This is a genomic window from Actinosynnema sp. CS-041913 (genome assembly GCF_050942485.1).
Taxonomy (GTDB): Bacteria; Actinomycetota; Actinomycetes; order Mycobacteriales; family Pseudonocardiaceae; genus Actinosynnema.
This window is the reverse complement of record NZ_CP192037.1, coordinates 5,475,603-5,501,736: the sequence shown is the minus strand read 5'-3', so window position 1 is coordinate 5,501,736 and position 26,134 is coordinate 5,475,603. Positions and strand designations below refer to the sequence as shown.

General features: G+C 70.5%; 24 protein-coding genes. 12 read left to right on the top strand and 12 right to left on the bottom strand.

Translation table 11 applies throughout. The features are described from left to right. Nucleotides 1-2: 2 nt before the first annotated feature. Nucleotides 3-1,250: an ABC transporter substrate-binding protein gene (locus ACQPZF_RS24975; protein ID WP_433260759.1), complete on the bottom strand. Its 1,248-nt coding sequence runs from the start codon at nt 1,248-1,250 to the stop codon at nt 3-5. Beyond that, the gene (locus ACQPZF_RS24970; RefSeq protein WP_433260757.1) at nt 1,247-2,791 is read right to left on the bottom strand and encodes an alpha-N-arabinofuranosidase; all 1,545 of its coding nucleotides are present in this window, start codon (nt 2,789-2,791) and stop codon (nt 1,247-1,249) included. Before ACQPZF_RS24970 ends, ACQPZF_RS24975 begins: the two co-directional genes overlap by 4 nt. Nucleotides 2,792-2,976: 185 nt before the next feature. Here ACQPZF_RS24970 and ACQPZF_RS24965 point away from each other — a divergent pair, with 185 nt between their 5' ends. Then, nucleotides 2,977-3,528 carry an RICIN domain-containing protein gene (locus ACQPZF_RS24965; protein ID WP_433260755.1) on the top strand — a complete coding sequence of 184 codons (552 nt, stop codon included), beginning with the start codon at nt 2,977-2,979 and terminating at the stop codon, nt 3,526-3,528. Nucleotides 3,529-3,651: 123 nt separating this feature from the next. Here ACQPZF_RS24965 and ACQPZF_RS24960 read toward each other — a convergent pair whose 3' ends face one another. Next, entirely contained in the window at nt 3,652-4,221 is a 570-nt protein-coding gene (locus ACQPZF_RS24960; protein WP_433260753.1) for a TetR/AcrR family transcriptional regulator, read from the bottom strand. A gap of 174 nt (nt 4,222-4,395) precedes the next feature. Here ACQPZF_RS24960 and ACQPZF_RS24955 point away from each other — a divergent pair, with 174 nt between their 5' ends. From ACQPZF_RS24955 to ACQPZF_RS24945, 3 genes are read left to right on the top strand one after another with little or no spacing between them, the layout of a single operon-like run. Next, on the top strand, nt 4,396-5,376 hold the full coding sequence (locus ACQPZF_RS24955; protein ID WP_433260751.1) for an alpha/beta hydrolase: 981 nt from the start codon (nt 4,396-4,398) through the stop codon (nt 5,374-5,376). A gap of 37 nt (nt 5,377-5,413) precedes the next feature. Beyond that, nucleotides 5,414-7,243, top strand: a complete 1,830-nt coding sequence (locus ACQPZF_RS24950) for an ABC transporter ATP-binding protein (protein WP_433260749.1) — start codon at nt 5,414-5,416, stop codon at nt 7,241-7,243. Further along, nucleotides 7,240-8,976 carry an ABC transporter ATP-binding protein gene (locus ACQPZF_RS24945; RefSeq protein WP_433260747.1) on the top strand — a complete coding sequence of 579 codons (1,737 nt, stop codon included), beginning with the start codon at nt 7,240-7,242 and terminating at the stop codon, nt 8,974-8,976. The genes ACQPZF_RS24950 and ACQPZF_RS24945 overlap by 4 nt, the downstream gene beginning before the upstream one ends. A gap of 131 nt (nt 8,977-9,107) precedes the next feature. On the opposite strand, the gene ACQPZF_RS24940 is transcribed toward ACQPZF_RS24945, so the two are convergent. Together ACQPZF_RS24940 and ACQPZF_RS24935 are read right to left on the bottom strand one after the other, a co-directional pair. Further along, nucleotides 9,108-9,980: a DMT family transporter gene (locus tag ACQPZF_RS24940; protein WP_433260745.1), complete on the bottom strand. Its 873-nt coding sequence runs from the start codon at nt 9,978-9,980 to the stop codon at nt 9,108-9,110. 51 nt (nt 9,981-10,031) lie between these two features. Beyond that, entirely contained in the window at nt 10,032-11,219 is a 1,188-nt protein-coding gene (locus ACQPZF_RS24935) for a helix-turn-helix domain-containing protein (RefSeq protein ID WP_433260743.1), read from the bottom strand. A gap of 316 nt (nt 11,220-11,535) precedes the next feature. On the opposite strand from ACQPZF_RS24935, the gene ACQPZF_RS24930 reads away from it, so the two are divergent. The 5 genes from ACQPZF_RS24930 (at nt 11,536) to ACQPZF_RS24910 (ending at nt 13,328) form a co-directional block, all read left to right on the top strand. After that, nucleotides 11,536-11,781 (top strand): transcriptional regulator, encoded by a 246-nt coding sequence (locus ACQPZF_RS24930; protein ID WP_433260741.1) that lies wholly within the window; start codon nt 11,536-11,538, stop codon nt 11,779-11,781. Beyond that, complete coding sequence (locus tag ACQPZF_RS24925) at nt 11,778-12,044, top strand: hypothetical protein (protein ID WP_433260739.1); 267 nt, start codon at nt 11,778-11,780, stop codon at nt 12,042-12,044. Before ACQPZF_RS24930 ends, ACQPZF_RS24925 begins: the two co-directional genes overlap by 4 nt. A gap of 61 nt (nt 12,045-12,105) precedes the next feature. Beyond that, the gene (locus ACQPZF_RS24920; RefSeq protein ID WP_433260737.1) at nt 12,106-12,636 is read left to right on the top strand and encodes a bifunctional DNA primase/polymerase; all 531 of its coding nucleotides are present in this window, start codon (nt 12,106-12,108) and stop codon (nt 12,634-12,636) included. A gap of 45 nt (nt 12,637-12,681) precedes the next feature. Next, nucleotides 12,682-13,023: a hypothetical protein gene (locus ACQPZF_RS24915; protein WP_433260735.1), complete on the top strand. Its 342-nt coding sequence runs from the start codon at nt 12,682-12,684 to the stop codon at nt 13,021-13,023. A gap of 125 nt (nt 13,024-13,148) precedes the next feature. After that, the gene (locus ACQPZF_RS24910; protein ID WP_433260733.1) at nt 13,149-13,328 is read left to right on the top strand and encodes a LuxR C-terminal-related transcriptional regulator; all 180 of its coding nucleotides are present in this window, start codon (nt 13,149-13,151) and stop codon (nt 13,326-13,328) included. Here ACQPZF_RS24910 and ACQPZF_RS24905 read toward each other — a convergent pair whose 3' ends face one another. Next, the gene (locus ACQPZF_RS24905; protein WP_433260731.1) at nt 13,329-13,754 is read right to left on the bottom strand and encodes a hypothetical protein; all 426 of its coding nucleotides are present in this window, start codon (nt 13,752-13,754) and stop codon (nt 13,329-13,331) included. 185 nt (nt 13,755-13,939) lie between these two features. Here ACQPZF_RS24905 and ACQPZF_RS24900 point away from each other — a divergent pair, with 185 nt between their 5' ends. Continuing rightward, on the top strand, nt 13,940-15,400 hold the full coding sequence (locus tag ACQPZF_RS24900) for a trypsin-like serine protease (protein WP_433260729.1): 1,461 nt from the start codon (nt 13,940-13,942) through the stop codon (nt 15,398-15,400). A 64-nt stretch (nt 15,401-15,464) separates the two neighbouring features. Here ACQPZF_RS24900 and ACQPZF_RS24895 read toward each other — a convergent pair whose 3' ends face one another. Genes ACQPZF_RS24895 through ACQPZF_RS24875 form a run of 5 tightly spaced genes read right to left on the bottom strand, consistent with a single transcriptional unit; the run spans nt 15,465 to nt 21,065 of the window. Further along, complete coding sequence (locus ACQPZF_RS24895) at nt 15,465-16,670, bottom strand: amidohydrolase (protein ID WP_433260727.1); 1,206 nt, start codon at nt 16,668-16,670, stop codon at nt 15,465-15,467. A 57-nt stretch (nt 16,671-16,727) separates the two neighbouring features. Beyond that, on the bottom strand, nt 16,728-18,386 hold the full coding sequence (locus tag ACQPZF_RS24890; RefSeq protein WP_433260725.1) for an ABC transporter permease: 1,659 nt from the start codon (nt 18,384-18,386) through the stop codon (nt 16,728-16,730). Beyond that, entirely contained in the window at nt 18,383-19,231 is an 849-nt protein-coding gene (locus ACQPZF_RS24885; protein WP_433260723.1) for an ABC transporter ATP-binding protein, read from the bottom strand. The genes ACQPZF_RS24890 and ACQPZF_RS24885 overlap by 4 nt, the downstream gene beginning before the upstream one ends. A 4-nt stretch (nt 19,232-19,235) precedes the next feature. Continuing rightward, nucleotides 19,236-20,264, bottom strand: a complete 1,029-nt coding sequence (locus ACQPZF_RS24880; RefSeq protein ID WP_433260721.1) for an ABC transporter substrate-binding protein — start codon at nt 20,262-20,264, stop codon at nt 19,236-19,238. A 54-nt stretch (nt 20,265-20,318) separates the two neighbouring features. Continuing rightward, nucleotides 20,319-21,065 (bottom strand): FCD domain-containing protein, encoded by a 747-nt coding sequence (locus ACQPZF_RS24875; RefSeq protein WP_433260719.1) that lies wholly within the window; start codon nt 21,063-21,065, stop codon nt 20,319-20,321. Nucleotides 21,066-21,194: 129 nt separating this feature from the next. On the opposite strand from ACQPZF_RS24875, the gene ACQPZF_RS24870 reads away from it, so the two are divergent. Next, the gene (locus tag ACQPZF_RS24870) at nt 21,195-21,959 is read left to right on the top strand and encodes a nucleoside phosphorylase (RefSeq protein WP_433260717.1); all 765 of its coding nucleotides are present in this window, start codon (nt 21,195-21,197) and stop codon (nt 21,957-21,959) included. An 82-nt stretch (nt 21,960-22,041) separates the two neighbouring features. Then, on the top strand, nt 22,042-23,253 hold the full coding sequence (locus tag ACQPZF_RS24865) for a CynX/NimT family MFS transporter (protein WP_433260715.1): 1,212 nt from the start codon (nt 22,042-22,044) through the stop codon (nt 23,251-23,253). Nucleotides 23,254-23,307: 54 nt separating this feature from the next. Here ACQPZF_RS24865 and ACQPZF_RS24860 read toward each other — a convergent pair whose 3' ends face one another. Continuing rightward, nucleotides 23,308-26,094, bottom strand: a complete 2,787-nt coding sequence (locus ACQPZF_RS24860; RefSeq protein ID WP_433260713.1) for an AfsR/SARP family transcriptional regulator — start codon at nt 26,092-26,094, stop codon at nt 23,308-23,310. Nucleotides 26,095-26,134: the final 40 nt, after the last annotated feature.

Below are 26,134 nucleotides of genomic sequence, written 5' to 3'. Positions count from 1 at the left end.
GGTCACCTCGCCAGCAGCGGCCGGATCTGCTCGGCCGCCCGGGACATCGCCTCCTCGGCCGACGCCTCGCCGTGCTCGACGCGCTGGATCGCCGGCTCCAGGATCTCGGTGTAGATCTTCTGGTACTCCGGGACTCCCGGCAGGAGGACGACCGCGGCGCCGGCGTGCCGGTCGAAGACGGCGGCCTGCGCGTTCTGCGGCTTGACATCGGTCCGGACGGTCGGGAACCCGGTGCCGGCCGACCACCGCTGCTGGGTCTCCGGCGAGGTCCAGAACGCGAAGAACTCGCCGGCGGCCCGCCGCGTGGTCGCGTCCGCCGTCGCGGACAGCGCGAGCGTCGTGCTGGCGGCCATGGTGACCTGCCGCTTCGGCCCCGCGGGGACCATCGCCACGCCGTAGTCGACACCGGCCTTGGTGAAGCCGGCGGTCATCCACGGGCCGACGATCTCCATGGCCGCCTTGCCGGTCTCGAACAGCTTGTCGGCCTCGGGGCCCGACAGCCCGATCGGCGAGACCTTCCGGGTGGCGATCAGGTCGGCCCACGTGCGCACCGCCTCCACCGTGGCCGGATCGTCGACCGCCGGCCGTCGGCCGTCCGCGGAGAGGATGTCGCCCCCGTTGCCCCACAACAGGATCGGCCAGATCTGGACGGACTGGTGGTCGGGGATGGCCAGCCCGAACTGGGACGGGGTGTCGCTGCCTTCGGTGAACTTCGTCAGGCGCAGCGCGTGGTCCTGCCACTCCGGCCAGGTCGTCGGCGGCCGGTCCGGGTCCAGGCCCGCCTCCCGGAACAACTTCCGGTTGTAGAACAACAGCGTCGGCGTGAACGTGAACGGAAGCCCGTAGCGCTTCCCGTCGTACCGGGTCGCCTCGGCGGCGTGCTGGTGCAATGCCGCCGAGGCGGCGGTGTACCAGTCGTCCACCGCGCCGAGGAACCCCCTGCTCGCGTACATGGCGATCCGCACCGTCTCGAACGCGGCCAGGTCGGGCCCGCGGCCGGCGTTGTAGGCGGCGGGCATCTTCTGGAACAGCACGTCCCACGGCATGACGTTCATCTCGACCCGGACACCGGGATGCGTCCGGTTGAACGTCTCCACCAGCTCTTCGAGCACGGGCCGGTCGGGGCCGGTGAACCCGTTCCAGAACGTCAGCCGCACCACGGCGTCGCCGCCCGCGGTGCAGCCGCTGAGCACGAGCGCCGTCGTCAACACCAGCACCATCGAGGTGAACGTGCCGCGCCGCATTCTCATCTAGGCTCCACCGCGTCGTCTGAGTGCTGGAGGTTCGATTTCGGGCTCATGCGGATCATCGACCACGAGGCGGGCGGCAGCAGGGCCGTGACCACGCCGGCGTCGACCCGCGTGCCGCTCAACGGCTTCGGCACGACCCGATCGGGCGTGCGCAGGTCGTTCACGGCGTAGGGATCATCCCCGGCGACGACCACCGCATCCACGAGTGCGAGCGGCTCGCGGAACCCGAGCCTGCCGCAGATCGGCAGGGCGTCGGTCGTGCTCCGGTTGACGCAGAACAGCGCGGTGTCACCGGTGTCCTCGTCGTGCGTGGCGACGGCGTCGAGCGCGGGCACCGCCCCGAAAGCGCTCGTCTCGCACTCCGGTGCGGTGCTCTCCACCCGCAGCACGGTCCCGCGCGCCCACCGCGCGGTCAGCGCGAACGGGTGGTAGGTGGTCTGCCGCCACGACGGGCCGGACGGTTCGGTCCGGATCGGCGCGATCACGTTGACCAACTGGGCCTGGCACGCCACCCGGACCCGGTCCGCATGGCGCAGCAGCGTGATCAGGTAGCTGCCCACCACCACCGCGTCGGCCGCCGTGTAGGTCTCCTCGATCAGCCTGGGGGCGTGCTCCCAGCTTGCCCGCTGACGGCCGGTGAACCGTTGCTGGGACCACACGTTCCACTCGTCGAACGACAGCATCATCGTCTTCCGCCTGCGCAGCTTGGCGCGCACGTGGTCGGCGGTCGCGACGACGCCGTCGATGAATCCGTCCATGTCGACCGCGCTGGCCAGGAAGCTCGCGAGATCCCGGTCGCGCTCCTCGTAGTAGGCGTGCAGCGAGATGTAGTCGACGGCATCGTAAGCCTCCTCCAGCGCCGTCGCCTCCCAGGTGCCGAAGGTGGGCATGGAGCTGTTGGAGCTGCCGCACAGCACGAGTTCGATGTCCGGGTCGACCCGGCGCATCGCCTTGGCCGTCTCGTTGGCGAGCCGGCCGTACTCGTACGCGGTCTTCGCGCCGAGCTGCCAGGGACCGTCCAGCTCGTTGCCGAGGCACCACAGCCGGATGTCGTGCGGAGCGAGGGAGCCGTGCTTGACGCGGAGGTCGGACCAGTACGTGCCACTGCCGTGGTTGGCGTATTCGAGCAGGTCACAGGCCTCCTGCACACCGCGCGTGCCGAGGTTCACCGCCATCATCGGCTCGACGCCCGCGGACCGGGCCCAGCACACGAACTCGTCGAGCCCGAACCGGTTGGTCTCCCGCTGCCGCCACGCGAGGTCGAGCCGGCCCGGCCGCTCACCCACCGGGCCGACCCCGTCCTCCCAGCGGTACCCGGAGACGAAGTTGCCGCCGGGATAGCGCACGACGCTGACGCCCAGCTCCCTGACCAGGCGCAGGACGTCATCGCGGAAGCCGTTCTCGTCCGCTTCGGGGTGGCCGGGTTCGAACACCCCCGTGTACACGGCCCGGCCCATGTGCTCGACGAACGAGCCGAACAACCGGCGGTCCACCGGGCTGACGGTGAAGTCGGGATCGAGCACCAGGCTGCCGCTTCGCACAAGCCTTCACCCCCGGGGCGCTTCGGCAGGGAGCCACACCTGCTCGGGTATCGCGGCAAAAGATCCGGCCCCGACCTTGGCGAAACCTTGCACGGCGGCGCGCGCCGGCCGCCGGGACGTCAAGGTTCGGGCAAAGCCCGGCTGCCACGCTCCTCGGCACGCTGCAAACACGAGGAAGAGGGATCATGTCGACCACAACTCGGGCGCGAAGAATGTTCCAGGTCGCCATCGCGACCGCCGCCGCCGCGCTGGCACTGTCGGCGGCGCCCGCCCACGCCCAGCCCGCGCCGGCGGTCAACGCCGACCAACTGCTCGTCAACGTCCGCACCGGCCTGTGCGCCGACGTGCCCGGGTTCGGCCCCGGGACGATCGACGGCCCGGTCAACCAGTGGTACTGCAACCCCGGGCCGGGCGACAACCAGTTGTGGCGCCTCCTGCCCTACCCGGACGGCACCTACGCGATCCAGAACGTCAAGGACGGCTACTGCATGGACGTGCCCGCGTTCGGAGCCGTCCCCGCGACCACGAAGATCAGCCAGTACCACTGCGTCCTGGGCCCGTCCGACAACCAGATGTTCAGCCTGGAGTGGGTGGGCAACGGCTGGCGCTTCCACCACGTCAAGGACCCGGCCCTGTGCCTCGACGTCGACGGCCTCAACGGCTCCGGCGGTCCCGACGCCCGGCTGACCCTCTGGCACTGCTCGCTGACCGACGACCACGTCTGGTCGTTGTCCTGATCCGGAAGTTCGGTGGCGAAGCTGCGACCGGCCGGATTTCGAGGGGTAGCCCGGCACGCACAGCCACTCATCACCGCCGCCGCTGCTCGTGCCCACCGTGGGCACGAGCAGCGGCGGCATGATCTACCGCGCCCCCGTGAAGTGGTGCTGGACCATCTCGATCAGTGCGCTGACGTCGGCGTCGACCATCGGCGCGCCGGTCATGCCCATCCGGTGCAGCAGGGTTCCGACGACGGTGTCGATGAGCAGCAGGACCCGGTGCTCCGGCTCGTCCAGCACGTCCTGGAGCGCGAGCCGGTACGGGTCCTGCAACCGCGTGGACAGGACCTCGCGCAGTGCCGGATCGCTGACGGCGTCGACGAACACACCAGCGAACGCCGCGCCCACCCCCGGCTCGCCGATCTTCCCCGCGATCCAGTGGACGGCCGAGGACACGACCTCGGCTCGACCGGCGCCCGTCAGCGGCGCCGGGCCCAACGCGTCGAGGAGGCAGTCCACGATCAGCGACCCCTTCGACGGCCAGCGGCGGTAGATCGTCGTCTTCGCGACGCCCGCCGCCGCCGCGATGCGATCCATCGTCGCGCCGGTGTAGCCCAGCTCGTGGACCGTGGTCAGCGTCGCGGTGAAGACCACGGCGTCGATGCCGGCGCGCGGGCGACCGGGTGGTCGGGCGGATGAGGTCGCTCGGGCCATGGCCACACGATAGCCAGTAGCGCTACCGGCGGTTTCGCTACCGCGACGACACTCTGCCCCGCTGTCCCGCTGTCCCCGCTGTTCGGAGGTAGCCGGAGTGATGGCCGTACCGCGGCGAGTTGCGCTACGATCAGTATCGATACTAGGAGTAGCGAATCACTGCGAGGGGGAGAGATGGACGACGTCACCGCCGTTGAACGGCCGCCACTGGGGGTGCGGCTGCTTCAGGCGCTGATCAAGGAGCCGGACTGGTCGGCGATCACGGGCGAGGAGTTGGCGGCCTTCCGCGACGCGACGAACCGCAAGCGGGCGTCGCCGCTCGCCCGGCTGATCACCGGGTTGCCGGACCGCGCCGCGGTGATCCGGTGGCAGGAGGTGACGCTGCCCGACCGTCAGGTCCGGGTCCGGGTGTACCGGCCGTCGTCCTCCGGGAACGGCGGCGGTCTGCCGCTCGTGCTCCACGTGCACGGCGGCGGGTTCGTCGGCACGGCGGTGCAGAGCGACTGGGTGAACAGCCACCTCGCCGCGCGGCTGCCCGCGGTCGTCGTGTCGGTCGAGCACCGGCTCCTCGCGCCGGGGACTCCGCTGGCGGCGGCCGTCGACGACGGCTGGGACGTGCTGCGGCACGTGGTTCGGCACGCCGGGGAATGGGGAGTGGACCCGGCGCGGGCCGCGCTCTTCGGGGAGAGCAACGGCGGGATGATCGCCGCACTGGCCGCGATCCGGGCCAAGGAGTCCGACCTGCCCGTGCGGGCGCAGGTGTTGGTCAACCCCGCGCTCGACCTGACCGAGACGGCGCTCGACTACCCCTCGATGGCCCGGCACGCGGACAGCCCGACCCTGACCGTGCCGCAGGTGCGGCTGTACCGGCGATTGGCCGTTCCGCCGGGCACCGATCCCCGTGCGCTGTCGCCGTTGCACGCCGACGACCTGAGCGGACTGGCCCCGGCGCTCGTGGTGGTGCCGACCCTCGACCCGGTGGCCGACCACGGCCGCCGTTACGCCGAACGGCTGCTGGAGTCCGGGACACCCGCGCGGCTCACCGAACACCCCGGAGCGACGCACGCGTTCCTCAGCATGCCGTGCGTGGTGCCGCGGGCGAAGGCCGCGCGGGCGGAGATCGCCGGGTTCCTCCGAGAACGCCTCGCCCCATGACGTGCCGGGTCGCGATGAGACTGACGACGGGAGAGCGATGAGCACCACCGACCTCGCCGGGGCGAGCGGGCCGTCACCGGAAGCCGATCCCACGGCGGGACAGGGCCTGGCACGGCTGCTGCGCCCTCATCTTCCGGGTTTCACGGCCGTGGTGGTCCTCCAGGTCATCGGCGCTGTCGCGGGGCTGGCGCCGCTGCTGGCGGTGGTGGAACTGGGTCGCACGTTGCTGTCGCCCGGCCCGGTCGACCACGGTCACGTCCGGACCGCCGTGATCGCGGGCGCGGTCGGCCTGCTGGTCCGGCTGCTGTGCACGGCCGGGTCGTCCGGGATCGGGCACCTGCTCGACGGCCGGGTGCAGTTGTCGTTCCGCCGGCAACTGGCCGCGCGGCTGGGGCGCGTGCCGATCGGCTGGATCTCCCGGCGCCGGACCGGTGAGCTGGCGAAGGTCGTGGGCGAGGACGTGAGCGCCGTGCACCCGTTCATCGCCCACGCCCCCGGCGAACTCGTCTCGGCCTTCGTGGTGCCGCTGGTGTCGCTGGTCTACCTGTTCACCGTCGACTGGCGGCTCACGCTCATCACGTTGACACCGGTGGTGCTGGCAGTGGCGCTGGTGCCCCTGATGATGACCCCGACCAGGCTGCGGGAGCAGACGGAGTTCGACGCGGCCATGGGGCGGGTCTCCAGTTCGGTGGTCGAGTTCGTGCAAGGCATCTCGGTGGTCAAGGCCTTCGGCGGAACCGGCCGCGCCCACCGCAGGTTCCGCACGGCGGCGGACGATTTCGTCGGCACCTTCAACCGGTGGGTGCGCGGCATGTCCGGGATCGCCGCCGGGATGCAGCTTGCGCTGTCGCCGCCGTTCGTGCTGCTGGTCGTGCTGGTCGGCGGTACGGCGCTGGTCACGACCGGTGGCCTGGCCCCGGCCGACGTGCTGCCGTTCGTCCTGCTGGGCTTGGGCCTGACGGCTCCCGTGGCGGCCCTCGGTCACGGCTTCGACGACCTGCAGGCGGCCCGGCGCGCGGTCGGCCGGATTCGGGACGTGCTCGCGGTGCCGTCGCTCCCGGAACCCGCGCACCCGGTCGCGCCGCAGGGCCACCGGGTGGAACTGAGGGACGTCCGCTTCGGCTACGAGCCCGATCACGAGGTGCTGCGCGGGATCGACCTGGTGATCGAGCCGGGCACGGTCACGGCGATCGTCGGGCCGTCGGGGAGCGGGAAGTCCACGCTCGTCCAGCTCTTGCCGCGGTTCTTCGACCCGACGCACGGCTCGGTCCTCCTCGGCGGTGCGGACCTGCGCGACCTCGGCAGCCGGCAGCTCTACCGGATGGTCTCGTTCGTGTTCCAGGACGTTCGCCTGCTGCGTGCGTCGGTCGCGGACAACATCGCGCTGGCGGTGCCCGACGCCGACCGCGCAGACGTGGTCCGCGCCGCCCGGCAGGCGAACATCCACGATCGGATCCTCGAACTGCCGCACGGGTACGACACGGTGATCGGCGCCGGAACCGGGCTGTCGGGTGGTGAGGCACAGCGGATCTCGCTCGCCCGCGCGCTGCTCGCCGCCGCGCCCGTTCTCGTGCTGGACGAGGCGACCGCCTTCGCCGACCCGCAGACCGAGCAGGCGGTGCGCCGGGCCCTGGCGGCGCCGGCGGGCGACCGGACGATCCTGGTCATCGCCCACCGCCTGGAGACGGTCGCCGACGCGGACACCGTCGTGATGCTGGAGAACGGGTCGATCGTGGAGTGCGGCCGGCCCGCCGAGTTGTTGGCGCAGAACGGGAAGTTCGCCGCGTTCTGGGAGTCGCACCGATCCGCGGCGGCCGACGGGAACGAAAACCGCGGTGGCGCAAGGCAAGGAGACGAGCCCCGATGATTCGCATGCTGCTGCGTGTGCTGGGACGCGAGTACGCCCGGCCGGTCCGGCGCACCGTGGCCCTGATGACGACGACCGCGATCGCCGAAGGTCTGTCGTACGCGCTGCTGGTTCCCGTGCTGCGCGCACTGTTCGGGAGCACGCCCGGAGACGCGTGGCCGTGGCTGATCGCGTTCGGGGCCGCGGTCGCGGTTTACGGCGCGTTGCGCTACAGCAGCGATCTGTCCGGTTTCCGCGGCGGCACCACGCTGCTGCGCGGTATGTACCACCGGCTCGGTGACCATCTGGCCCGGTTGCCCATCGGCTGGTACAGCGCCGGCCGCGTGGGGGAGGTGTCCGTCCTGGCCGGCCGCGGTGTCCTGGACGCGATGGGTGTCATCGCGCACCTGTTGGCCCCGTTCATCTCCGCCTGCGTGACGCCGCTGACGATCGTCGTCGTGATGCTCGCCTTCAACTGGCAACTCGGGCTGGCCGCGGTGGTCGCCGTGCCGGTCGTGGCGGCGATCCAGGTCTGGACGGGACGCTCGATGGCCGCCGGCGACGCGGAGCGCGCCGAACGCGACCACGAGGCCACCGGTCGGGTGATCGAATACCTCCAGGCGCAGCCGGTGCTGCGAGCCGGTGGCCGGACCGCCGAACGCTTCCGGCTGCTCGACGACGCGCTGTCGGGGCTCCAGCGGGCGTCCCGCCGTGCCACGCTGACGGCACTGCCCGGCGCGGTGGGCCTGACGCTCGCGGTGCAGGCGATGTTCACCGTGTTGCTCGTCCTGGGCGCCTACCACGCGCTCGGCGGGAACATCGGTGCGGCGGAGGTGCTGGCGATCCTGGTGCTGGCCGCCCGCTGCGCGGATCCGGTGCTGTCGCTGGCGGATATCGGTGGCAAGCTGCGCGGTGCCCGTTTCGTGCTGGCGAGACTCGACGCGGTGTTGCGCACCGAGCCGCTGCCGGAACCTCCCGCGCCGATCGAGCCCGCAGGCCACGGCCTGGAGTTCAGGTCCGTCGGCTTCCGGCACGGTGACCGCACGGTGGTGGACGGCGTGTCGTTGTCCGTGCCGGAGGGGCAGCGGCTGGCCGTGGTGGGACCGTCGGGTGCGGGCAAGAGCACCTTGTTGCAGTTGCTCGCGCGGTTCTACGACGTCGACTCGGGCGCGGTGCGCGTGGGCGGCGTGGACGTGCGCGACATCGGCTCCGACGTGTTGATGTCGCGGATCGCCATCGTCTTCCAGGAGGTCTACCTCTTCGACGGCACGATCGAGGAGAACGTGCGTCTCGGCCGTCCCGACGCCGACGACGCCGAGGTGCGGGCGGCGGCGACTGCGGCGCAACTGGACGACGTGATCGAGCGGCTGCCCGGCGGGTGGGCGACGAACGTCGGCGAGGGCGGCGCACTGCTGTCGGGCGGTGAGCGCCAGCGTGTCTCGATCGCGCGAGCACTGCTGAAGGACGCGCCCATCGTGCTGCTGGACGAGGTGACCTCCGCCCTGGACCCGGTGAACGAGGCCGCGGTCCACGAGGGCATCGAGCGCCTGATGGCGGGCCGGACGGTGGTGATGGTGGCGCACCGGATGCGGACCGTCCAACGCGCCGATCGGGTCGTCTTCCTGGACGGCGGCCGGATCGTGGAGGAAGGCAGCCACGACGAGCTGTTGCTTCGTGGCGGCCGGTACGCCGGTTTCTGGGACATCTCCCTCGCGCCGGCCGGAGGTGCTTCAGAGATACGCGAACCGTCGTGACCTGCTGCAAGACCTCAGAATGACGACCACCGCACTGCAAGAGGAGCAAGCAAGCGAAGCAGCCTCATGATCACCTAATAGCGTACGACGCTACCGGGTAGTCGACAACTTGAAGTGAAGGGAATGTGCTGCTACCCGCCAACCTCTGCCCTACCCGCCGCCAGCATCGACCCCAAGATAATTGCTGCCAGTCCGACCACCGTCGACCACTGCACCTGCTCATCAAGCAGCAACCAGCCAAGCACGACTGTTACACCGGGCGACAGATAGAACGCCAAGGTCGCCTTGCTTGGCCCGGCTCGTGCGATGAGGTCGTAGAACACGGTGAGCGTCAGGGCTGTGAACACCACGCCAAGCGCGACTAGGGCAGCCACACTGGCGAACGGTGGCATCTGGTCAGGCAACAACAGTACGGCCGGAATGGCGGTTACTGCGCTGCTCACCAGCATGGCCGAGGTAGCGACGCCAAGCGGCTGAGCAAAGCTGAGTTTGCGGTGAATCAGAATAGACCCCACGGCATAGCACAAAGCACCCGCAGTGACCAGGATGCCGCCAAGCAGCAGGTGTGAACTACCGCCGATGTCTACCCCGAATAGCAGCCCGATACCAGCGAAGCCCGTAACGAGCCCGAGGATTCCTTTGACACCCTCCGGCTTCTCGTCAGGCGCGAACCAGGTAGCGAGTGCCGCAACAAACAGCGGTTGTGCCCCAATGAGCACCCCTGTGAGACCAGCGGATTGCCATTGTTGCCCGTAGGTAAGGAGCAGCAAAGGTGCGGTGGACTGCACAAGGATGGTCACCAGCACCCACCACGGGTGCTTCAGCAGTGGCCTCAAAACGTCGCGTCGGATGGCCAGTGGTGCGAGGAATAGTGCAGCGAGGAAGACTCGCCCAAACACCACAACCACCGGCGGAAAGCCGCGCAGGGCGACCGCGATTACCAGGTAGGCCGCGCCCCACAGGAAGGACAACACCCCGAGCATCAGCCAGTTCCTGCGGCTCATCACCTGGCGCTTTCGGTGCTGTCTTCACTCCCAGCCGGCACAGTGCCGATGCTACGGGGCTGCCTCCAGCAACGTCCGGACAGCGCCGAGCTGCCGGTAGGGCTGGAGCTGGGGCAGCAGCTCGCGTACCTGGCGTTGGTTGCGGCCGGAGCCAGTCTGGACGGCCAGCTCCCACGCTTCGAGGGCAGTAGTGGCGGCAGCCTCGGGTTCGACGGCTGAGGTCTGGCCGGCGCGCGACGGCATCAGGCGAGCGATGGCCAAGTCGATGAGCGTGCCGGAGCGTTCCCGGACATAGTGCACGGGCAATGCCTGGACGGCTTCCTCCAGCGCGGTCACCGCAGCGGCACCATCACCGAGCCGGACGAGGCAGCGCCCCTTCAACCGCATGGTGTGTTCAGCGCCGTTGTAGAAGCCGAGCCACGCCGGTACGTCGGACGGGTCGACGCCATCGAACAATCGCTCAGCCTTGGCCAGCGCTGCCGCTCCCGCCTGGCTGTCCCCAGCCAGGGCGTATGCCTCCCCGATGGCTTCGGACAGCCAGGAGTGGACAGCTTGGCTGATGCCGAAACGCGGGTTCTCCGCCAGGTGCAGCGCGGCCAGCAGCAGGCGCAACGCGTCTGGCCCTCGACCCGCGTGCAGGTGGATGTAGCTCATGATCCCCAGCACGTAGGCGTGCAGTTGGGCGTCCTCGCCTTCCTGTGCGCTGGAGAGGGCCAATGAGGTATAGCGCCGTGCTGCGCCGTAGTCCTGGTGGTCGATTGCCAACCAGGCGGCGAGCTGGGCTGTGTCACCGAGTACTAGGGCGAACCGCTGGTAGTGGGATGACGGCACGTTGTCAGCCATGCCCATCAGGCGGTTGAGTTGAGAGACGGTCTGTTCGTACACCGCTGCTGAGCCGGCCTGGTAGTCGATCTGGCGATAGGCGCTCGTTAGCGCCTCGTACTGCGTCAGTAGCTCGGCATGGACCACCCGTGGCGCGGGCAACACGACTGCGGGAGGATCCACATGTTGCGTCGCCGCAACACTTTCCGTCTCGGTGTGCAGCAGCTCGTCCAGCTTGTTCATCGTGATCTTCAGCAGCCGGGCAAGCTTCGGACGCTGGTACGGCAGCGGCTCACGCGCTCCCTGCTCCCAGCGCGCCACAGTGGAGCGGTCAACGTGCATGATTTCCGCGAACGACTCCTGGGTGAAGCCAGCGGCCTTCCTGGCCCGGACAAAGCCGGTGCGCCGTACTGCCATCGGGTGACCTCCGGGCATTGGCTGCTGCGATCTGCGGTGCGGATTCTGCCTGGTTAAGCGTAGCGCTGCACCAGGCTGGCCCCGTTTGGGCGATACCGAGGCGGCAAAGCGGCGCTGTCCGTCGCCCCGCGGGGATTCCACTCTTGATCTCGGCCCCAGCGCTGGACAAGCCCTCCGGTGAGTTGCCTCCCAAGTCCCCGGTGGTCCCCGCGCCGCCTGGTGCTCGGGCCACCCGATGACGAAACCCGCGCTACAAGGGAGCAGTGACCATGACACCCAAATATTCACTTCCGTCCACAGAGGACTGAAGGCAGGGATGTCGCATACTATCCGGCTGCGTACCGACACCTTCACCAAGGCTGCCCGACTTGCCGGTTTCCGCTCCGACTACGGGCTGGCCAAGGCGATGGACATCAACCGCTCCACGGTCGCGCGGATGGTGAGTGGCGAACTTCAGCCCGGTCCGGCCTTCATCGGCGGCGCCCTTGTTGCCCTGGCTCCCATGCAGTTTGACGACCTGTTCGAGGTCGTGCCCCTCACCGAACGAAGCGGTACCCCATGACCAAGGACGAACTCCTGTTCAACGCCTGGCTGACGAGCCTCAACCACCGACTCGGCCGCTACGTCGTGCGGCTCATGGACGAGGCCAACGCAACAGCCATCACCGAGTACACCGTTCTGCCGGCCGAGGTGGAGGCCGCGCTCGGAGAAGACCTCCGCGAACTGGCTGAGGCCATCCTCGCCAGATCCCTCGGGCTGGCTCTGCCTGTGCAGCACGCGGGCGGCCAGGCGGGCAACCGGCCACACCCCATGCCGGAGCTTTGAAGCCCGGACTCGTCCACCGCAACCAAACTGCCGTTGATCACCACCACAGAAGGGCAACGCAGTGCCGAGCAGTGAGCCGGACACCAGGCAGACCACGACATTGCAAGCGGCCTTGAGCTACGCCGAACTGAACTGGCCGGTCATCCCCGGAGCCATCTGGCATGACGGCCACTTCGCCAGCCCGGTTGACGAACAACCGGTCACCAGTCCGTGTCTCCAACCGATTGAGCACGCGACCACCGATGTCGAGCTGGTGCGCGGGTGGTGGTCGGTTTCCGGTCTGCACGAACCCAACGTCTTCACCGTGACCGGTCCGGAGTTGGGTGGGTTCGCCGTGGCCGAGTCGCTGGTCATGGCCCTGGCCGACAATCCTTGGTTCCGTGCGTTCCCGACACCGGTGCTGTCCTTCCCGAACATGCCACTGGCGTACTTCCTGGTTCGGCCGCCGCTGCCCGCAGTGTTGCTGAGCAGCGAGGCCCAGGTGGTGGAAGCCGGGCTGCCGATGCCCTTGCCGCCGAGCGCCCTGGAGACCACCCCGGTGATCTGGCTGGTCACGCCCGAACAAGCGCACAAACGTCCTGATGCCCGCTGACGCGCTGGCCGAATTGATCCAGAGGTACGAGAAGAGGAAGAGCGCGTGACCGAGCTGGTGGAGCAGATCGCACCGACCATGCCCATGCCACCGTGGAACCCAGAGGAGTTCGGAAGGCTCATGCGGGAGCTGGCCGTGACTGAAGCACCACGGCTGTTCGCTCTCGTGGAGGAGTTCGGGGAAGGTCGGGACGCCCGCGTAGCGGGCTACGGCCTGGCCTACGAAGACCGCGCTGACGTCAACTCCGTGGAAGGCGACTTCCGACTGCACTCCCAGAGCGCGGAGCGTGCTCGGACGCTGTTCGAGATTTCCTCGCGGTCGATGGGAGTGCGACGGGTGCATGTGGTGTGGCTGGAGGAAGGAAGGGCTGCTGCCCAGCAGAGCTGAGCGCCGCACAGCACGGCTGCGCGGCGGGTGGTTCGGAGGAGGTGGCCTTCCTGGTGAGGGCTGCCTTCTTCGGGTATGGGAGAGGGCTTCGGGCAGCGGTTCGTGTGTCCAGGCTGGAGGGGTAAATGCTAGCCGTCCTGCCTCACCTTCCAACCACCGCCGAGATCGGCGACGAGTTAACCCTCACAACGGCAACGGTGAGGACGTACGTCTCCCGGCTGTTCACCATGATCGGCGCACGGGACCGGACGCACGCGGCCGTGCTCGCCTACGAGCACGGCCTGGTCCGGGCCGGGCGCGGTTGATCAGGCGGAGTGCTCCCGTTTCCGGACCACCGGCCACCTGCCGGCCGCCGCCGTCCGCGCGAAGAACACACCGGCGAGGAGCCAGACGAAGCCGGCGGTGCCGTCCTCCAGCGTGCCCCGCTCGCCACCGCGGTCTCCCGCCAGCGAGACGACGACCGCGATGATCATGCTGACGACGAACGCGACCCCCGCGAGGCCGAGCCCGGCCCCGACGCGCAGGGCGATGTTGGCCCGGATGACGCCCGCCACGTAGATCGCGAGCCCGCACATCCCGGCGAGGATGCCCCACCCGCCGATCTCGTTTAGTGCCGGGACGTACTCGTCGGCGGTGAAGTACAGCACGACCATCAGCGTGAGCAACGCGCCACCGACGATCGCGAGCACCGCGCACACGCCGAGCGCAACCCGGCTCACCACCGTTGCCACCGTCAGCCTCCGCACCATGAGGGGAGCAATACGGCGTCACGCTATCCGCGCCGGCCGGGACCGGTCCCCGAGGCGGGCCGGTCCGCGAGTTGGGCCGTTCGGCGCAGACCCCGAGGCGCGACCTTGGCTACCGTTTGGGCTGGAACTGCGGTGAATCGGGGGGATTCGTGGTCAGGGTCAGAGGCGTGCGTGCCGCGGTGGCCGCGTTGGCGTCCGCGTTGATCGTCGTGGTCGGTCCGTCCGAAGGCGCGGTCGCGGGTCCGTTGTCGGCCGGGGCGCTCGATCCGGCCTCCGTTCAGGAGTCCGTGCGGTACCTGGTCGGCACCTACGGTGTGTCCGAGCGGGAGGCGCTTCGGCGGCTGGAGTTGCAGGACGACGCCGCGAAGCTCGACGGGCTGCTCCGGCGTCACGCGGGCGCGGAGTACGGCGGGATGTGGCTCGACCACGGCGCGGGCGGTGTGCTCGTGGTGGCGATGACCAGGCCGGCCGCCGCCGGACCCCATCTTGCGGGGCTGTCGGATCGGGCGCACGTGCGGACGAAGCCGGTGCGGTACTCGTTGGCCCAGTTGGCCGAGGCCAGGGACCGGGTCGCCACGCGGGTCGGCGCCGGGCCCGATGCGGTCTACCTGCCGGCGGTCAGCGAGTCCGAGAACCGTGTCGTGGTGTGGGAACGCGCGTGGGTCACCCAGGAGAAGGCCGGCCGGGTCGGGGCGTTCTCGGTCGCCGCGGAGGCGGACGCCGCGCGGCGGGCGGTCGAAGCCGAGTCGGGGTTGGCGGTGCCCAGGACGCTGGTCAAGCCGGAGCCGATGGCCGCCGCGAACGTCGACTGGGGTTTCTGCCATCCGCTGTACTGCACCGGCCACGGCCCGATGCGGGGTGGTCTGCGACTGGACATGAAGCGGGACAACGGAACCTGGGGCGGCTGCACGAGCGGCTTCAACCTGCGGTCGACCGGCGGTGGTTTTCCGGGCAAGGCGTGGGTGCTGACCGCGGGCCACTGCATGGCGACCAAGACGAACAACACCCCGACCCAGCACAACGGCAGCGCCGTCCTCCAGCAGCACGGCATCGAGAAGAACTCCTACCCCTACGACTACGCGGCGCTGCCGTACGTCGACACCGCGACCGCCGCGACGTGGCTGGAGAGCCACGCCGGGCGCAACCGGGTGCTGAAGTACTGCCGCAACGGCGGCGCCGACAGCAATGCCGACACCCCGTGCGGTGCGCAGGCCACCTCGGCGGACGAGCACATCACCGGCACGCACACGCTGGCCGAGATCAAGGCCGGCTGGGTCGTGTGCGCCACCGGTTCGGGCTCCAGCGCGGTCAACTACCCGGACTCGGTCGACAGCGGAGCGGGTGAGGGCTACCTGGTCGGGACGCGGTGCGGGCGGGTGCTGTCCACCGACGTCGGCATCAACACCGACATCTGCGCGCGACCCGGTGACAGCGGCGGACCGCTGTTCAGCCAGGTCGACCACACCGCGCTGGGCATCCTCGAAGGCAGCCAGCAGTCCCGCTCCGGCGCGTGCTGGTCCGGGGAGCTGAACAACTACGTGCCCATCGAGACCGTCCTCACCGAACTCAACGCCCGGCTCGCCGGCCAGGGCTCGGTGTTCTCCGTGATCACCACGCCGAACGGCTGACGCCCAACGGCTCGGCCACCCCGACACCACCGACGGTGCCGCACGGGCTGACGCGGTGTTCGCGTCAGCCCGGAAGGGTGATCTCGCCGGCGCGGGCCACGATCTTCCCGCGCTTCATCACCAGGGTCCGCTGGGGCGGCGTCACGACGACCTCCCCGATCGTCTCGCCCGGCAGCACCACCAGGTCGGCCGGATCGCCGACGGAGAGGGCGCACCGCTCGAATTCGAGCGCGTCGCGCCCCAGGGTGGTGGCCATGGCCACCGCGAACTCCAGGTCCTCGTCCCGCCGCCAGTAACACTTGTAGGCCATGAACATCGCGCGGGACAGGATGTCGCCCTCGCCCCACGGCGACCACCGGCTCCGCGCCGAGTCGGAGCCGAGGCACATGCGGACACCCATGGCGTGCAACGTCTTCACGTCCGGCACCGGGAGGAGCCCGTGCACACCCACGGCGACCGCGATCCCGGCGTCGGCGAGCAGGGTGCCGAGGTGGTCGAGCTGCGCCGGGGTGGGCTCCGCGAGGCTGAACACGTCGCACAGGCTGACCTTGCCCTGCATGCCGAGTGCCTTGACCCGCGCGGCGATCTGCCCGATGAGCCAGCCGCCGAGTTCGCCGGACTCGTGCAGGTGGAAGTCGACCGGGACCTGGTACTTCTCGGCCAGCCCGAACACGGTGTCGAGCTGGCGGGCCGCGTCGCCGTCCACCCCCGCCGGGTCCAGGCCCCCGACCGCGTCCGCGCCTTCCCGGAGGGCCTGTTCGAGCAGTTCGGCGGTGCCGGGCTTGCGCAGCAGGCCGAGCTGGGGGAAGGCCACGATCCGGAGATCGGTGAGATCGGCCAGTTCCTCGCGCACCTCGAACAGCCCGCGAATCCCGTCGAGCCCCACTTCCGGGGCCACGTCCACGAACGTCCTGATGGACGTCGAACCGTACCCGACGCACTTCTTGAGGAAGAGGCTCGCGCGCTGTGCGACCGGAGTGGTGGTCTCCTCCCACTGCCGCACCGTGTCCTCGAACATCTGCTCCATGGTGATGGGCTCGGATTCCCGCCGGACCCACGGCTCTCCCCACAGGCTCTTGTCGGCGTGCGCGTGCCCGTCCACGAAGCCCGGCAGGACGATCTGGCCGTTCAAATCCTCGACGTGGTCGGCGGGCCCCAGATCCGCCGGGACGGCGCTATCGATGGAATCGATCTTCCCGTCGACAACCGTGATCACTTGCGGGTCGCCGACACCGTTGAGGCGTCCGTTGGACAGGATGGTTCTGCTCATGTGTTGTCTCGCTTTCCGTCGTGACACGGTCGTGGGTCGGGCGTGGCGGCACCGGCGTCATTCGAGCCGGCGCAGCGCGGAGTCCTCCAGCGCGTTGGCGATGTGGTACGCCGCAAGGGAAGTCAGCAGGACGGCGGCGACCCCGCCCCACACGAAGTTGTAGTCGGACAGCGTGGCGGCGACGGTCATCGAGGCGCCCAGGCCGTGTCCGGTGGCGAGCCATTCGGCCACCATCGCCGCGCCCACGGACAGCGGCAGCGCGACCTTCACGGAGGCCAGCAAAGCCTGGGACGAGTAGGGCATCAGCAGTTTGACGACCCGCTGCCGGCGGCCGGCCCCGATCGCGCTGAAGAGGTCCGTGGCGCTGCGGGGCACGGCCTTCATCGCGAGCAGGAGGTTGACCAGCACGGGGAAGAACGTCATCACCGCGATGAGGATGGTGACGGCGACCACGCCGCGCCCGAACACGAGCGCCAGCAGGGGCATCGCCGCGACGATCGGGACCGACCGGAGGGCGATCGAGATCGGCATCAGGATGCGCTCGACGACCGGGAACTCGTGCGCGAGCACGGCGGTCAGCACGGCGAGGACGAGCCCGGCGGCGAACCCGACGCCGGCGTCCACGAGGGTGCGCCCCAGGGACGACACCAGGTACGACAGCGCGCCCTGGGCCTCACCGTCGGAGGTGACGAGTTGCGTGTCGCCGTCCGCGAAGTAGGACAGGACCTCCAGCGGACCCCGGGCGACGGCGCTGCCGCCGGGAACGACGAGGACGAGCAGCCACCAGCACAGCACGACCCCGACCACCGTGGACACCAAGGCCACGACGGCACGGCGCAGGCCGGCGAGGCCTCCGCCGCCCCGGCTCCGGCGTCGTTCCGCGCGGGCGCCCAGCACCGTGTCGACCGAACGGGTCCAGGGCAGGGCCAGCCTGGTCGCCGCCGGCAGCACGAGGAAGGCCACCGCCGCGAGCAGCGAGGTGACGATCGCCAAGCCCCACGCCCTGGGCACGTCGAACGCGCCCTGGGCCTGGACCATCGCGACCCCGAGCCCCCGCGCGCCGCCCATGTACTCACCGATGATCGCCCCGAGGATGGCGCTCGGCGCGGCGACCTGGAGACCGGCGACGCAGCTCGGGATCGCCGCGGGCAGCCGCACCTTGCGGATGACCGTCCACTCCGAGCCGCCGCACGCGCGGATCACCTCGACCGACGTCTTGTCCACGCTGTTGAGACCGAGGATGGTCGCGACGAGCGTCGTGAAGACCACCGCCTGCGCGGCGAGGATGACACTGGGCGTGTCGCCGGGGAACGCGATCGCGAGCAGCGGGGCGATGGCGATGAGCGGCAGGGCGATGGCCCCGACCGCGACCCGCTCCAGCAATGCCTGAACGCGGGGGAACGGCAGCGTGCACAACGCCAGGACGATCGCGATCCCGTTGCCCCACAGGTATCCCTGCGCCGCCGACGACATCGTGGCCGCCGCGTTCTGCGGGTAGTAGTGCGCATCGTCCCCCATCTGCCGCAGCACGTCCAGAGGCGACGGCACCACCGCCGCGAGGTTGCCGAACGACGAGGCCGCCTGCCAGACCAGGACCAGCGCGAGCACGGTCAGGCCGGGCGCGACCACGCGGCGCAACCGTCCGGACGCCACCACGCTGCGCCGCCGTCCGGGGGCGACCTCGCTGCGCTGTCGTCCGGGCGCCGCGCCGTTCACCGGGTCTTCCCGTCTTCGCCGCCCGCGAACAACTTGCGGGCCAGCTCGTCGCACAGCGCGTGGAACGCCTTGTCCCGCAGGATTTCCGCGGTCCGCGGCCGGGGCAGGTCGATGGGGACGACCTCGACCACGGTGCCGGGGCGCGGGGACATCAGGATGACGGTGTCGGACAGCAGCACCGCCTCGGCGATGCCGTGCGTGACGAGCACGGTGGTGGTGCCGCGCTCCGACCAGATGCGCTGGAGTTCGAAGTTGAGGCGCTGGCGGGTCAGGTCGTCCAGCGCGCCGAACGGCTCGTCCAGCAGCAGCAGTTCCGGCCGGGTGACGAGGGACCTCGCGAGCGAGACCCGCTGCCGCATCCCGCCGGAAAGCTGCGACGGGCGGGCCTTCTCGAACCCGGTGAGGCCGACCAGGCGGATGAGGTCGGCCACCTCCCGGTCGTCGCGGCGGCCGGCGACCTCCAGCGGGAGCCGGATGTTCGCCTCCACCGTGCGCCACGGCAACAGGCCGGCGTCCTGGAAGGCGACCCCGATGCCGTGCCGCTCGCGCAACTGCCTCGGGGTGTGCCCGTGGACGGAGACCGTGCCGCCGGTCGGTGTCTCCAGGTCGGCCAGCACGCGCAGGACCGTGGACTTGCCGCAGCCCGAGGGGCCGAGCAGCCCCACGAACTCGCCGCGGCGGGACTCGTAGGTGAACTCGCGCAGCGCTTCGATCGCCGAGGCGCCGCCCAGGTAGGTCTTGCTCAGACCGCGAATGGTGATCCCGTCACCGGGTGGTGGGCCACCACCCGGTGCGGCGTCGACTCGCGCGGCGGCTTCGAGCATCGCTTCCCTCCGATCCGACACCGGGTCATCCTTCGAGGAGTTCGTTGGTGAACAGGGACCTGTCGGCGGTGATGCCGATGCTGGCCAGGCTCGCGATCGTCTCCTCGATCAGCGCGTCGGGCATCCAGAGCAGCCCCTTCGAGGCGGCCTCCGCGCCGCTGACGTACGGCGCCATCGCGGTCAGCGTCTTGACCTGCTCGTCGAGCTTGAGGCCGAGGTCCTGGCCGTACTTCTGGACCGTCACCTCCGCCGCGCGCTGGTGGCTCCGCAGCGCGGCGTCCCAGCCCTGTCGGCTGCCGGCCAGGAACTTCCGCGCGTTCTCCCGCGCGGTGGGATCGTCCAAAGTGGCCTGTGTCACGAAGAACACGCCTTGCATCCGGTTGAAACCGTAGTCGGCCATCGGCATCACGTGGGTCTCGATGCCGCGCAGGCCCAGCGCCACGGGCTGGTTGGACGCGAACCCCCAGAGGGCGTCGACCTCGCGGGCCGCCAGCGGCGCCGGGTCGAACTGGATGGGCACGAGCGACACCTTGTCGGGGTCGACGCCGTTCTTCTTCATGAACACCAGCGCGGTGTTCTTGCCCGCCAGCGTGATGCCGAGTTTCCGGCCCTCGATGTCCTTGGGCGTCCGGACCGGGTTGTCCGCCAGCGAGATCCAGCACTCCGGGCTCTTCTGCAACCCGGCGCCGACGATCTTCAGCTTCGCGCCGCCGGTGACGGCGGTGGCGACGTTCTCCGGGATCGCCTCGATGCCGACGTCGACCCGGTTCGTCGTGACCAGCGGCGTGACCGCCGAGTTCGGCCCGCCCGGCACGACCTCGACCTCCAGGCCCTGCTTGGCGTAGAACCCGTCCGCGACGCCGACGAAGATGCCGGAGTACTCGACGTTCGGGATCCAGCCGAGTTTCACCGACACCCGACCCCCGGCGGCGGACCCGTCACCCGCGGCGCCGCAGCCCGCGAGCCACATCCCGGCCGCCGCGGACGTGCCCAGCCCGGTGGTCCGGAGGAACGAGCGGCGGCTCATCCCGTGCTGCGAAAGGATCTGGGTCATGTGCGCTCCCGAACGATGTGCATCCTGGTCACTCGCGTGCGCAGGACGGTGGTTTCACCTGGATTCGATCTCCGCGAGCACCGCGTGGATGACGTAGGCGTTGCCGCTGTTCGCGAACAGCTCGGTGTCCCGGATCATCCCGTCGAGGTGCACGACCATCAGGCGCTCGGCGCGGTCCGGATCCCGGTCCGCGATGCCCGCCACGATGCCGCGGTGTTCCCCGTCCCACCGCACCAGCGCTTCCTGCTTGATCCCGATCAGCACCAGCAGGTGTTCCAACGGGTCGAGGCGTTCGTCGAACAGCGTGCTGGTGATGGCTTGGATCTGCCTGTTGTGCGACGCCTCGCCGATCGTCCGGTGGAAGCCGAGCCGTTCCTGCCAGCGACCCGAGCCGGTGGTCTCGACCATCTTGCGGAGCTGGGCCAGCTCCTCGGGCCGGGCCCGCAGCGCGGCGGCCCGCGCGGCTTCCCGCTCGATCCCGCGCCTCCCCGCGAGGTGGTCCACCAGGTCGTGGACGTCCCGCAGGTTGAGGGCGTCGGCGAAGGTGGACGCCCGCCGGTGGTCCAGCAGCAGGTTCGCGGCGGCCCGCCGGCCCTCCTCGGTGAGCACCCTCCCCTTCTTGCCGAGTGACCGGGTCAACGCCCGCTCGTCCAGCTCCCGCAGCAACCGGCTGACCGTCGACTCGCTGACGGCGAACCCCTGTTGCCGAAGGTGTCCGAGCGCGGCGCGGGCGCCCATCGGGCCTGCCTGCGAACTCATGGCCGCAAGCAGCGCGGACTCGATCGGTGGCGTGTGGTGCACGCTCCGTCCCCTCCTCGGTCAAGTTGTTGTGGCGAAGGTAATAGCCCTCTACGGTGTCGGTCAATAGTGACGGACGTACGTGATTCCTGACTTTCTGTCGTTGACCGTGACGGACCGAGGAGACCCGGTATGACTACGAACGGCCGCGCCCACCACCTCCACTTGGACGTGCGGGACGTCGGCGGGTACGCGCTGCTGCCCGCCAACCCCGACCACGCCGCCGCCATCGCCGCGCTCCTCGACGAGCCGGAGTTCGTCGTGCGCAACCGCGAGTTCGAGACCTGGCGCGGATCGCTGGCCGGCGAGACCGTGGTGGTCACCTCGACCGGCGTCGGGGGACCGTCGACGGCCCTCGCGGTGGAGGAGCTGGCCGCCCTCGGTGTCGACACGATGATCCGCGTGGGCGTGTCCGGCTCGCTGCAGCCCGGCACCCGGAACGGGGAACTGGCCATCGTGACCGGAGCCATCAGGGACGAGGGGACGACGAAGCAGTACCTGCCCGTCGAGTTCCCCGCCGTGGCGACGATCGAGGTGGTGCGGGCGCTCCAGGAGGCGGCGGACGCCGGGGGAGTGCCGTACCGGTGCGGGCTCGCGCACACCAAGGACTCGTACTACGGCGAGATGGAGCCCGAACGGATGCCGCTCGCCGCGGAACTGGTGGAGCGCCTGGAGATCTGGCGCCGGGGCGGGGCCGTCTGCTCGGAGATGGAGACGGCCGCGGTCTTCATCGTCGGGTCCGTGCTGGACGTGCGCACCGGCAGCGTGATGATGATGTGGAGCGAGGACGCCGTCCGCGCCGGCGGGCCCGCGCCGGCCGTGGAGCCGCTGTTCGCCACCGCCGTGGCAGCCGTGCGCCACCTCGTCGAGGCCGGGCGATCGGTCGGTGTGGCTTGAGCGGCGAACCGTTCCGCGGCACGCCGGAAGCGCTTGCCCACGGCCACCGCGCCGCTCCGGTGGGCAGGCGGCCGGGTGGGCGATGAGGTTGCCGCGCCGACCGCCTGCCCGGGTGGTGGCGGTGCTGGCCGGCATTCTGCTGATCGCCGCGAACCTCCGGGTGGCGGTCACCAGCCTGGGCGCGGTGCTCGACCAGGTGCGCGGCGACTTGGGGATGTCGACGGTGGCCGCGTCGACCGCCGCGACGCTGCCGGTGGTGTGCTTCGGCGTGGTCGCCGCCGCGACGCCCCGGCTGGTGCGCTGGGTCGGCGCCCCGGCCGGGCTGGCGATCGCGGTCGGCGCACTGCTCGTCGGGCTGCTGGTCCGCGTCTCCGGTGGCGAAGCCACGCTGCTCGCCGGGACGTTGCTGGCCTGCGCCGGCATCGCCACCGCGAACGTCCTGGTCCCGGTGGTCGTCAAGGCGGAGTTCCCACGCCGCGTCGGCGAGGTCACGGGTGCGTACAGCGCCGTGCTGTCCCTCGGTGCGGCCCTCGGCGCGGTGGCGACGGTGCCGGTCGGCACCGTCACCGGTGGCTGGCGGGGCGGCCTCGCCGCGTGGTCGGTGCTCGCCGCCGCCGCGCTGATCGTCTGGCTGCCTCTGGTGCGTCGGGGCGCGGCTCCTGCCGAGACCGGGGTGTCCGTGCGGGCCATGATGCGCAGTCCGGTCGCGTGGGTGGTCACGCTGCTGTTCGCGACGCAGTCGTTGCTCGCGTTCACCGTGATGGCCTGGCTGCCCACGGTGTACCACGATGTGGGCTTCTCGTTCAGCGAGGCCGGTGCGCTGCTGTCCCTCAGCGTCCTCGCCGGTGTGCCGGTGTACTTCGTGGTTCCCGTTCTCGCGTCCCGGATGCGGACACAGGGCTGCCTCGGCGCGGGCCTGACCGCGTGCCAGCTCCTCGGCCTCGCGGGACTCCTGACGAGACCGGCTTCGGCGCCGTGGCTGTGGGCGCTGCTGATCGGCGTGGGCGGCGGCGTGTTCCCGTTGACCCTGGCCCTGTTCAGCCTGCGAACCCGCTCCGCCGCCGGCACCGCCGCGCTGTCGGCGCTGGCCCAGAGCGGTGGCTACCTCGTCGCCGCCGGCGGTCCGTTCCTGGTCGGGGTGCTGCGGGACGTGACCGGCTCGTGGTCGGCCCCGATCCTGTTCCTGATCGCGGTGTGCGTCGTGCAGGTGGGGCTTGCCTTCGCCGCCGGGCGGGGTCGGTTCACGACACCGGCGGAGCCCGGTCGACCCGTCAGGGCGTCCGAGCCGCCCTGACGCCTGCGATCACGTGGCCGGCCGCCCACTGACACCGGGCGACCGGTTCCCACGTCAGGAGCCGGCCTCCTGCTCGTCCAGTTGGCGCTGGACCTGCGCGGCGGCGTCGTCGCGGCCCTGGTCCTGGTACAGCCGGAGGGCTTCCCGCCACGCGGCGCGGGCTTGGTCGTGCCGGCCGAGCGCGGTGTGGCAGTGGCCGAGCCAGTCGAAGATGCCGGCGGAGATGTAGGTGTGGCGCAGGCCGCGGAACAGGGCGAGGGCCTGCTGGTAGTTGTCGACCGCCTGCTGGTGGTCGCCGGTGTGGTGGGCGATGAAGGCCAGGCTGTCCAGGGCGTTCGCCTCGCCTTCGGGGTCGTTGTGCCGGCGGTGCAGGGTGAGCGCTTCCTCGCAGTGGCGGCGGGCGGTGTCGTAGTCGCCAAGCTGGGCGGCGATCCAGCCCACCGAGTTGAGCGCGTTGGCGTGCCACACCGGTTCTTCGACGGTGCGGTAGAGGCGCAGGGCGTCGGTGGCGTGCGCCAGCGCCTGCTCGTAGTCCTCGACCAGCTCCCAGGCCTTCGTGAGCGCGTGGTGCGTATGGGCCTGCTGGACGTTGTCGTGGTGTCGCTCGGCCAGGGTGAGGGCTTGCCGCAGGTGCTCGACCGCCTCGTCGTGCCGCGCGAGGTCGCCGTAGGCGCGGCCGAGGAACCGGTGGGTGTGGATTCGGACGGTGGGGTCGGGCAGGTGGACGACGGCGTTCAGCGCTGCCTGCCACATCGTGAGCTTGTCGACCCGGTGTCCACGCCGGATGTGGTAGGCGGCCGTGGTCCGGGCGAGGTGCCAGACGGTGTGGTGCCACGGTTGGGCGGCGGCGGTCTGCTGGGCGGCGAGCAGGTGGGGGTGTTCGGTGTCGAACCAGGCCAGCGCCGCCGCGGTGTCGGGCAGGGGGTGGGGGCGGGTGTCCGGGGCGAGCGGGTCCATCGGCGTCGGCGGGCGGTGCGGGTAGACCAGGCGGTCGGCGGCGTCGGCGGTGTGGGTGTAGAAGTCCAGGACGCGGCGCAGCGCCTGCTCTCGCACGTCCTCGGCGAGGTCGTCGGCGGTGGTGGCGGCGTAGGCGCGCACGAGGTCGTGCATCGAGTACCGGTCGTCGGGGTCGTGGTCGAGCAGGGATGCCTCGGTGAGGGCGCGTAACAGGCGTCGGGTGTGGCCGAGTGGGTGCCCGGTGAGGCCGGCTGCGGCCGGCAGGCTGATGTCGGGTCCTGGTGCGGTGCCCAGGAGGCTGAAGGCGTGTTGTTGTTCGAGGGTGAGGGTTCGGTAGGACCAGGACAGCACGGTGGGCAGGCTGCCGGTCGGTTCGTCGTCGTCCAATGCGTCCAGGCCCAGCTCGCGGAGTTCGGCGGCGATTTTAGTCAGGGGTAGTCGGGGCTCGGTGTGGGCGCGTCCGGCGATGAGGCTCAACGCCAACGGGAAACCCCGGCAGTAGGTCAGCAGGTCGGTGACGGCGTCGGGTTCGGCGGCGACGCGGGTGGGGCCGGCGCGGTCGGTGAGCAGGGTGCGGGCTTCGTCTTCGGTGAGGGGTTCGAGGTGGAGGTGGTGGGCGCCGTGCCGGCTGATCAGGGTGGTGAGCCGGCGGCGGCTGGTGGCGATGACGGTGCAGGTCGGGCTGCCGGGTAGCAGTGGGGTGATCTGGTCGGTGGTGGCGGCGTTGTCCAGCACGATCAGCATGCGTTTGTCGGCGACCAGGCTGCGGTACAGGGCGGTCTGTGCCTGCGGGTCGGTGGGGATGCGGGCCGGGTCGACGTCGAGGGCGTCGAGGAACCCTCGCACGGCGACCGTCGGGTCGAGGGGCAAGCTGTCGGGGCTGAAGCCGCGCAGGTCCACGAAGAGTTGGCCGTCCGGGAACCGGTCGACCACGTGGTGGGCCCAGTGCAGTGCCAGCCAGGTCTTGCCGATCCCGCCGGCTCCGGCCAACGCCGAGATCACCACCGTCCCGCCGCCTTCCGCCGCCGTCAGGGTGGAGGTCAGGCGTGCCATCTCGTCGGCACGGCCGACGAAGTGCGGTGGCGCAGGAGGGAGTTGTCGGGGCACCGGTGACGGTTGCCGGGGTGCGGAGTGGTCGTCCGCCGGCTCGGTCAGCGTGGTGTCGGCGGTGAGGATCCGGTGGTACAAAGCCTGCAACTCACGGCCGGGATCAGCACCCAGATCCTCGGCCAACCGCTCCCGCACGACCTGGTAGCGGGCTAAGGCGTCGGCCTGGCGACCCGACCGGTACAACGCCGTGAGGTACTGGCCGGCCAGCCGCTCGTCCAACGGCCGGTCCTCGACCTGCGCGGCCAGCAGCGGTAACACCTCACCGTGCCGGCCGACCCGCAGCAGCCCGTCGATGTGGTCCAACTCGGCCGCGGTGCGCTCATCCTGCAGTCGGATGCGCCACTGGTTCGCCCACGGTGTGTCGAGGCCGGACAGCGGGTCGCCACGCCACAGTCCCAATGCCTGCTCCCACAGCCCCACCGCCTCGACGTCGTCATCGGCGACACGGGCCTGCGCGACGAGATCGGCGAACCGGTGCGTGTCCACCGCCGACGGGTCTACCGGGCACAGGTAACCACCGCCGGCGCGGGTGATCGTCACCCCGACCGGAGCGAGGGCACGACGCAACTGCGAGATGTAGGTGTGCAACGACGGCGGCATCCGCTCCCCGGATCGCTGCCCCCACACCCGCTCCACCACCACCTCGGGCAGCACCGGCCGACCCGGCTCGGCCACCAACGCAGCCAGCACGTGCCGCTGCCGCGGCGACCCCACATCCACCACCCGACCGTCGACCACGACATCGACGGAACCCAGCAAACGGACCTCAACCACCACGACAACCCCAGGCGCTCGACTTGCACAGACGGCGCCC

Excerpts from the sequence above, each read along its gene's own strand:
- ACQPZF_RS24975 (WP_433260759.1), bottom strand. The coding sequence starts at position 1,250 with ATGAGAATGCGGCGCGGCACGTTCACCTCGATGGTGCTGGTGTTGACG.
- ACQPZF_RS24965 (WP_433260755.1), top strand. The coding sequence starts at position 2,977 with ATGTCGACCACAACTCGGGCGCGAAGAATGTTCCAGGTCGCCATCGCG.
- ACQPZF_RS24960 (WP_433260753.1), bottom strand. The coding sequence starts at position 4,221 with ATGGCCCGAGCGACCTCATCCGCCCGACCACCCGGTCGCCCGCGCGCC.
- ACQPZF_RS24955 (WP_433260751.1), top strand. The coding sequence starts at position 4,396 with ATGGACGACGTCACCGCCGTTGAACGGCCGCCACTGGGGGTGCGGCTG.
- ACQPZF_RS24950 (WP_433260749.1), top strand. The coding sequence starts at position 5,414 with ATGAGCACCACCGACCTCGCCGGGGCGAGCGGGCCGTCACCGGAAGCC.
- ACQPZF_RS24945 (WP_433260747.1), top strand. The coding sequence starts at position 7,240 with ATGATTCGCATGCTGCTGCGTGTGCTGGGACGCGAGTACGCCCGGCCG.
- ACQPZF_RS24940 (WP_433260745.1), bottom strand. The coding sequence starts at position 9,980 with ATGAGCCGCAGGAACTGGCTGATGCTCGGGGTGTTGTCCTTCCTGTGG.
- ACQPZF_RS24935 (WP_433260743.1), bottom strand. The coding sequence starts at position 11,219 with ATGGCAGTACGGCGCACCGGCTTTGTCCGGGCCAGGAAGGCCGCTGGC.
- ACQPZF_RS24930 (WP_433260741.1), top strand. The coding sequence starts at position 11,536 with ATGTCGCATACTATCCGGCTGCGTACCGACACCTTCACCAAGGCTGCC.
- ACQPZF_RS24925 (WP_433260739.1), top strand. The coding sequence starts at position 11,778 with ATGACCAAGGACGAACTCCTGTTCAACGCCTGGCTGACGAGCCTCAAC.
- ACQPZF_RS24910 (WP_433260733.1), top strand. The coding sequence starts at position 13,149 with ATGCTAGCCGTCCTGCCTCACCTTCCAACCACCGCCGAGATCGGCGAC.
- ACQPZF_RS24895 (WP_433260727.1), bottom strand. The coding sequence starts at position 16,670 with ATGAGCAGAACCATCCTGTCCAACGGACGCCTCAACGGTGTCGGCGAC.
- ACQPZF_RS24880 (WP_433260721.1), bottom strand. The coding sequence starts at position 20,264 with ATGACCCAGATCCTTTCGCAGCACGGGATGAGCCGCCGCTCGTTCCTC.
- ACQPZF_RS24870 (WP_433260717.1), top strand. The coding sequence starts at position 21,195 with ATGACTACGAACGGCCGCGCCCACCACCTCCACTTGGACGTGCGGGAC.
- ACQPZF_RS24865 (WP_433260715.1), top strand. The coding sequence starts at position 22,042 with ATGAGGTTGCCGCGCCGACCGCCTGCCCGGGTGGTGGCGGTGCTGGCC.